Raw genomic sequence first — 5,412 nt, forward strand, 5'->3', positions numbered from 1 at the left:
CAATCATCCAGGGCCCCGCAGACCACTAAGAGGGTTGCTTTGTTATCTCAAATATTCTCGCGGTCTCCGGGTCGAGATCGACCTGAAGAATTCCTGTAGCATCATACCACATAAATTTGCATGAGAGTCCCTTGGGGTATGAACAGCGTATCGATGGAGCACGGTCTTTCAACCCGACAAGGGGTAAAGAAACAGAGCCTTTCATCCCTTTCAGTTTCCAGACAGCCAGATAGAGGGTATTACCGCAATCCATTCCCAGGCTGATAACTTCATCATCCATATGGGCTAAGCCGACAGGCCAAAAGGGCAATCCCCTGGAAATGTCATCACAGATCCCCAGATGATACTCAATTCCCTCCTGAACAACATTGAGCCGTTCCCTGGATAAGTTGGCAATATGACCGCTCATATGAATCCGTAATAAGATGGCATTCACCATATTGAAGATGGTTTCTTCAACATTCCCATCCTTGAGAGGATAGGACCAGATGGCAGCCTGTTCGGGAGTGACCGCAGTAGGACAATTCACGGCGATCACTGCATTTTTTATATAATCTGTCTGATCTGTAACAGATTGAATGCTATGCCGTGTGAGGAGAGACCAGGTCATCCTCATGCCGCCACTGGAACAATTCTCAATGATAAGCTCAGGATATTGGAGAAAAACCTCATCCAGCCAGCCCAGGTAGGCCCGGGTATGCTGAAGCAGACCGTCTCCGGGACTGTCAGAATACAACTCGGTTCCGATACCGGCATTGATATTATAATCCATTTTGATATATCCCACACCATAATCTTCTACCAGCCTTTTAATGATAGAATCGGCATAGGCCCGGACCTCATGATTACGATAGTCCAGCTGATACCGCCCCTCATCGATGACAGGCCTTCCATTGCGGATAAAAAACCACTCTTTGGGTACTTTCCTGACAAGAGGACAATGGATACCCATCACTTCCAGCTCAAGCCAGAGACCCGGAATCATTCCGAGAGACCTGATGCGATCGAGTGGTTCCTGAATACCTCCGGGAAACCTCTTCACAGATGGGAGCCATTCACCGACTCCTTCCCACCATGGACCATCATCATACCAGCCTGCATCAATACAGAAGTATTTACATCCCGAATCAGCGGCTACATCGATCAGGGGCAGGAGCTTTTCGGTCGTAGGATCTCCGGAAAGACAATTCATGTAATCATTGAAGATCACAGATGGTTTCTGGTTGTCCAGATTGGGCCTTCGGATTTTCCGGCGGTACATTGTGAGAGCCTGAACAGCCTCTTCAAACCCTCCCTGCACCATCGACAAAGCCGCTTTCTCACTGGAGAATCCTTTTCCAGGATTCAGATTGATAAAGAAACCATTCTCCTGATAGGTCGGGCCGGACAATTGCAGATATAATTCCCGGGCGATATCACTGATTTCCCAGTGCCATGAACCATGTGTCTCAATCTGCCAGAGGCGGGTATTTCCCTTCGTGAGATTGGTGTATGCCCCCATGGGCAGATACTCTCCAGAGGCCCAGGTACCCGTATTTGAACAGGACATCCTCTTTACAGAAAAATCATTAACCACATGATATCCGAGCTCTGCGGGAGTATAACGGCTCCAGAGAACCTCGCCATACCAGGTATTGTGAGGGATGGAAATCAATGTATTGTCTCCCCTCTGACGCCCGGCGCCCCCCGAGAGCCCCGTTAATGCCAAAGAGGAAACATACTCGATAGGCCTGGAAAGACTTCCCATGTTCATCAGATCGGTCCAGGATCTTACGACGGGAATTCCATCAAAAAACTGTAAAAAACTGGTGACCCACAACTCTTCATGCTCCTGGATGAGGCTCAGAAGCAGGCCATATTCATTTCTTTCCATCTGATGGGAACGGTATCGCAACAGAGATCCCGGAGAGGAGCCGGTATGTTTACTTCCATGGTGATCGTTCTGATTTCTTCCCGATTCATGCAGTTCGACAAGCCTGTATTTGCTCCCCGATTCCAAATCCGGGGCTATTTCGGGCCGCCAGGAGGCCAAATGATATAAGCGTACATCACCCTCCTCGGTAATATGAATATGAAGGTTGATTCCATTTTCTTCCAGTATGATATCCATGCCCTACCCCTTTACCGCACCCGCAGTGAGTCCCTGAATAAAATATTTCTGTACAGAAATATAGAGAATGGTTATGGGGGAAATAGAAATGATAATAGCGGCCATGGCGGAAGAATAATCACTGGACTGCTGGGAGAATAAAGACTGGAGAACGACATTCAAAGTGGTAAGACTCCTTTTACTGACAAACAGACTGGCCAAGAGATAATCGTTCCAAATCTGAAAGGCCTGCATAATGATCAATGTGGCAACGGCCGGCTTGAGTAGAGGCAGAACAACTGAAAAATACGTGCGGTATATGGAACAGCCATCTAAAAATGAGGCCTCTTCCAATTCCACCGGCACTGTATTCATGAAACTGGTCATTAAAAAAACACCAAAAGACAGCCCTGTAGCAACATACATGATAATAATACCATAGGCATTATTGGTTAAATTCATGGTGTAACCAATGATATAGATGGGAAGAAAAAGAGCCTGATAAGGAATTAGTATTCCAATTAAAAAATAGATGTAGGAAAACTTGAAAAATCGTCCTCTATTCCGGGCTATGGCCCAGGCGGCAGCCCCTGCAACAATGGCGATAATGAAAACGGAGACAGAGGTATAAAACGCTGTATTCGTGAAACTTCTTAGCATATCCAGGCGGTAAAAGGCATAGGAATAATTGTCCCATTGAAGGGTTTCCGGAAGCTTGAGGGGGTTCCCGACAACCAGTTCTCTTTTTGTTTTGAAGGAATAATTCAAAACCATAAAAACAGGAAGGACAAAGAGCACGGATGTTATTCCGGTCACAAGATAGAGAACCGATTTACCGATGATCTTTTGGATTGAAATCCCCAGTCTCTTAAAATTTGAGTGAATCATAACTGGACCTCTTTTTTTCTAAGAAAACTCAGCTGCCATAGGGCGACAACGAGCAGTGCTGCAATAAGGGTGATAGAAATGGCAGAGCCGTATCCATACTGTCTGCCATTTATTGCTGTATTATAAATCAGATAGATAATGGAGGTGGAAGAACGTCCCGGTCCTCCGTTTGTTGCCGATACAAGCAATTCATAGACTTTTAAAGAGCCGATGGTTATGCCCACAATACTGATGGTAAAGGCCGGTGCGAGCATAGGGACGGTGATGATGAAAAATTGTCTGAATCTGGAGGCTCCGTCCACCTTGGCGGCTTCATAGAGATATTTGGGGATTGTCTGCAGGGCAGCCAGATAGATGAGCATCCAATATCCGATCCATTGCCAGTTATTGGCAAGGAGAAGACCACTCAACACTGTATCAGCGCTTCCAAAGAGTAAAAAATTTATATCTGTGCCAAATAGAATATTCAAATAGGGCAGTATATTCAAAAATATTCGCTGCCATATAAATCCGACTATAATCGGACTGATGAGACAGGGTATAAAAATCATGGTTCTGAAAATATTTTTTCCTTTGATCCCTGCATTCAATAAGAGGGCAAATAAAAGGGCAAACACATTCTGTAAGACTGTATTCCATAATGTGAATTTTATCGTAAAAACCCATGCATTCTTTACGTATGAATCATGAAAAATATTTCTATAATTATCCAGTCCAACCCATGGGATTTCCGGGGTCATTCCATTCCAGCTTGTAAAAGAATAATAGATCCCCATGATGGCCGGTAAAATGACTCCAAAAGAAAAAAGAAGCATTGCTGGAATAATCAGAGAGAGGTATTGCATTTTATGTTTATGATTGATCATTAATTGTATCTCCCGGTCTTCAATGTGATTCCCTGCTGCAGATTCTGTATTTCAAATAGGCAACAGGAAATGGCGGAGGCATCCCGAAGGGATGACCCGCCAATTCTATGAAGAATTGAATTAAGGCCGGCTGTTTTCTCTTCTGGAATCTGCTGCCGTCAAAGCATCTGACAGAGATTTATTTGGGTCATACAACCATTCAACGATATCCAGGGCATTCTCATCCTGAAATCCACCCCAGACCAACTGGTTGTTACCAACACCGGCATCCACGATATTGCCTTCGGCAACATATTTATCGATGTCACTTTGACTGGGATTGGTAAATGTAGGTGTGATTCCCGCAAGCATCGGTGCTGTTTTTGTCTGATCATAGATTTTAAGAGCCAGCTCTTTATTACTGAGAATTAATTCCAGAACCTGATCGACAGCCTCTGCGTATTTGGTTTTGCCACTGACCATAAAAGTAATATTGGGTTCGTAAATCAGCTTGGCTTCCCCAAACTGATTAGGGAAGGGAAAGACTCCGAAATTGAAATCGGGATCAACATCCAGGAAGTTCTGTATAGACCAGGATCCTGAAACCTTCATGGCCGCCATTCCCTGAACCATTCTGGCATCGGCCATATTCTGCTGGATGGAAAAGGCTTCGTCTGTCCATGTATTATCAAATAACAACTTATTGTATTGATAGATGGATTTCCATTTTTCAGAGTCGACATAATTTACCTTACCGGCTCTAAATTGATCACCCCAGTCCGGTGTGTCCCGAAACAGATCATTAATAGCAAACTGCATTGTCATATTGCCGATGCTCCAGGTATCAGCAAAGTGCGTTTCAAAAGGGATAATTCCATTGGCTTTGAATATTTCAACCGCAGCCAATAACTCATTCTGTGTTTGGGGTACCTTTACATTATATTTCTTAAAAAGGTCTTTATTGTAATAGACTCCCTGATATAGGGCATTAAAGACCACACCATTCACCTTGCCCCCATAGGAACCGCTCTCAACGGCCTCTGGGAGAACATATTCAAGATAGGATTTTCCGCTTAAATCAGCCAGTACATTCTGGGACCCCCATGTGGCCACATCCTGAGCCTTACCGATCATGATATCGGGCAGTTCTGTCGCCATATACAACTGCATCTTAGGCTGGAACCCCTTACCCCAGTCAACAATATCCCATTCCAGCTTGATATTGGGATATGTCTGCTCACACAGTTCATCGATGAGTTTTTCCATTCCCGCATCTGTTGTCGATTGCCCAGCCAGCACACGAAGAGTAATCTTCTCGGGCGATTTTGAATCGGGCTGACCATTGCTGAATACCAGACAAGGGGCCATAAAAAGAACCAGAGTCAAAAGCAGAATCAATAATTTTTTTCTGTACATAATAAACCTCCATTAGATTATGGATAAATTTATCATGCCTTTCTCAGATCGAAGTAGGACAGAATTGTTCAATTCTATTGGAGAAAATTGAAAAGGGAGAACTCATTTCCCTGATGACAGGTTTTTTAAGATTTGAATCCCTGAAGGGTAGAGAAATTTTTGATGAGATAAAAG

General features: G+C 44.3%; 4 protein-coding genes. All 4 read right to left on the reverse strand.

Annotated features, from left to right (window positions below):
* Positions 1 to 25: 25 nt before the first annotated feature.
* On the reverse strand, positions 26 to 2,110 hold the full coding sequence (locus tag PF479_RS12705) for a glycoside hydrolase family 36 protein (protein WP_298007170.1): 2,085 nt from the start codon (positions 2,108 to 2,110) through the stop codon (positions 26 to 28).
* 3 nt (positions 2,111 to 2,113) lie between these two features.
* Complete coding sequence (locus PF479_RS12710; protein WP_298007173.1) at positions 2,114 to 2,977, reverse strand: carbohydrate ABC transporter permease; 864 nt, start codon at positions 2,975 to 2,977, stop codon at positions 2,114 to 2,116.
* The gene (locus tag PF479_RS12715) at positions 2,974 to 3,843 is read right to left on the reverse strand and encodes a carbohydrate ABC transporter permease (protein WP_298007176.1); all 870 of its coding nucleotides are present in this window, start codon (positions 3,841 to 3,843) and stop codon (positions 2,974 to 2,976) included. The genes PF479_RS12710 and PF479_RS12715 overlap by 4 nt, the downstream gene beginning before the upstream one ends.
* Positions 3,844 to 3,963: 120 nt before the next feature.
* Positions 3,964 to 5,238, reverse strand: coding sequence for an ABC transporter substrate-binding protein (locus PF479_RS12720; protein WP_298007178.1), 1,275 nt, complete (start codon positions 5,236 to 5,238; stop codon positions 3,964 to 3,966).
* Positions 5,239 to 5,412 lie beyond the last annotated feature (174 nt).

The organism is Oceanispirochaeta sp. (genome assembly GCF_027859075.1).
In the GTDB taxonomy this organism is placed as follows: Bacteria; Spirochaetota; Spirochaetia; order DSM-2461; family DSM-2461; genus Oceanispirochaeta.

Bases quoted from the DNA above. Each gene is read 5' to 3' on its own strand.
- PF479_RS12705 (WP_298007170.1), bottom strand. From the start codon at position 2,110: ATGGATATCATACTGGAAGAAAATGGAATCAACCTTCATATTCATATT.
- PF479_RS12710 (WP_298007173.1), bottom strand. From the start codon at position 2,977: ATGATTCACTCAAATTTTAAGAGACTGGGGATTTCAATCCAAAAGATC.
- PF479_RS12715 (WP_298007176.1), bottom strand. From the start codon at position 3,843: ATGATCAATCATAAACATAAAATGCAATACCTCTCTCTGATTATTCCA.
- PF479_RS12720 (WP_298007178.1), bottom strand. From the start codon at position 5,238: ATGTACAGAAAAAAATTATTGATTCTGCTTTTGACTCTGGTTCTTTTT.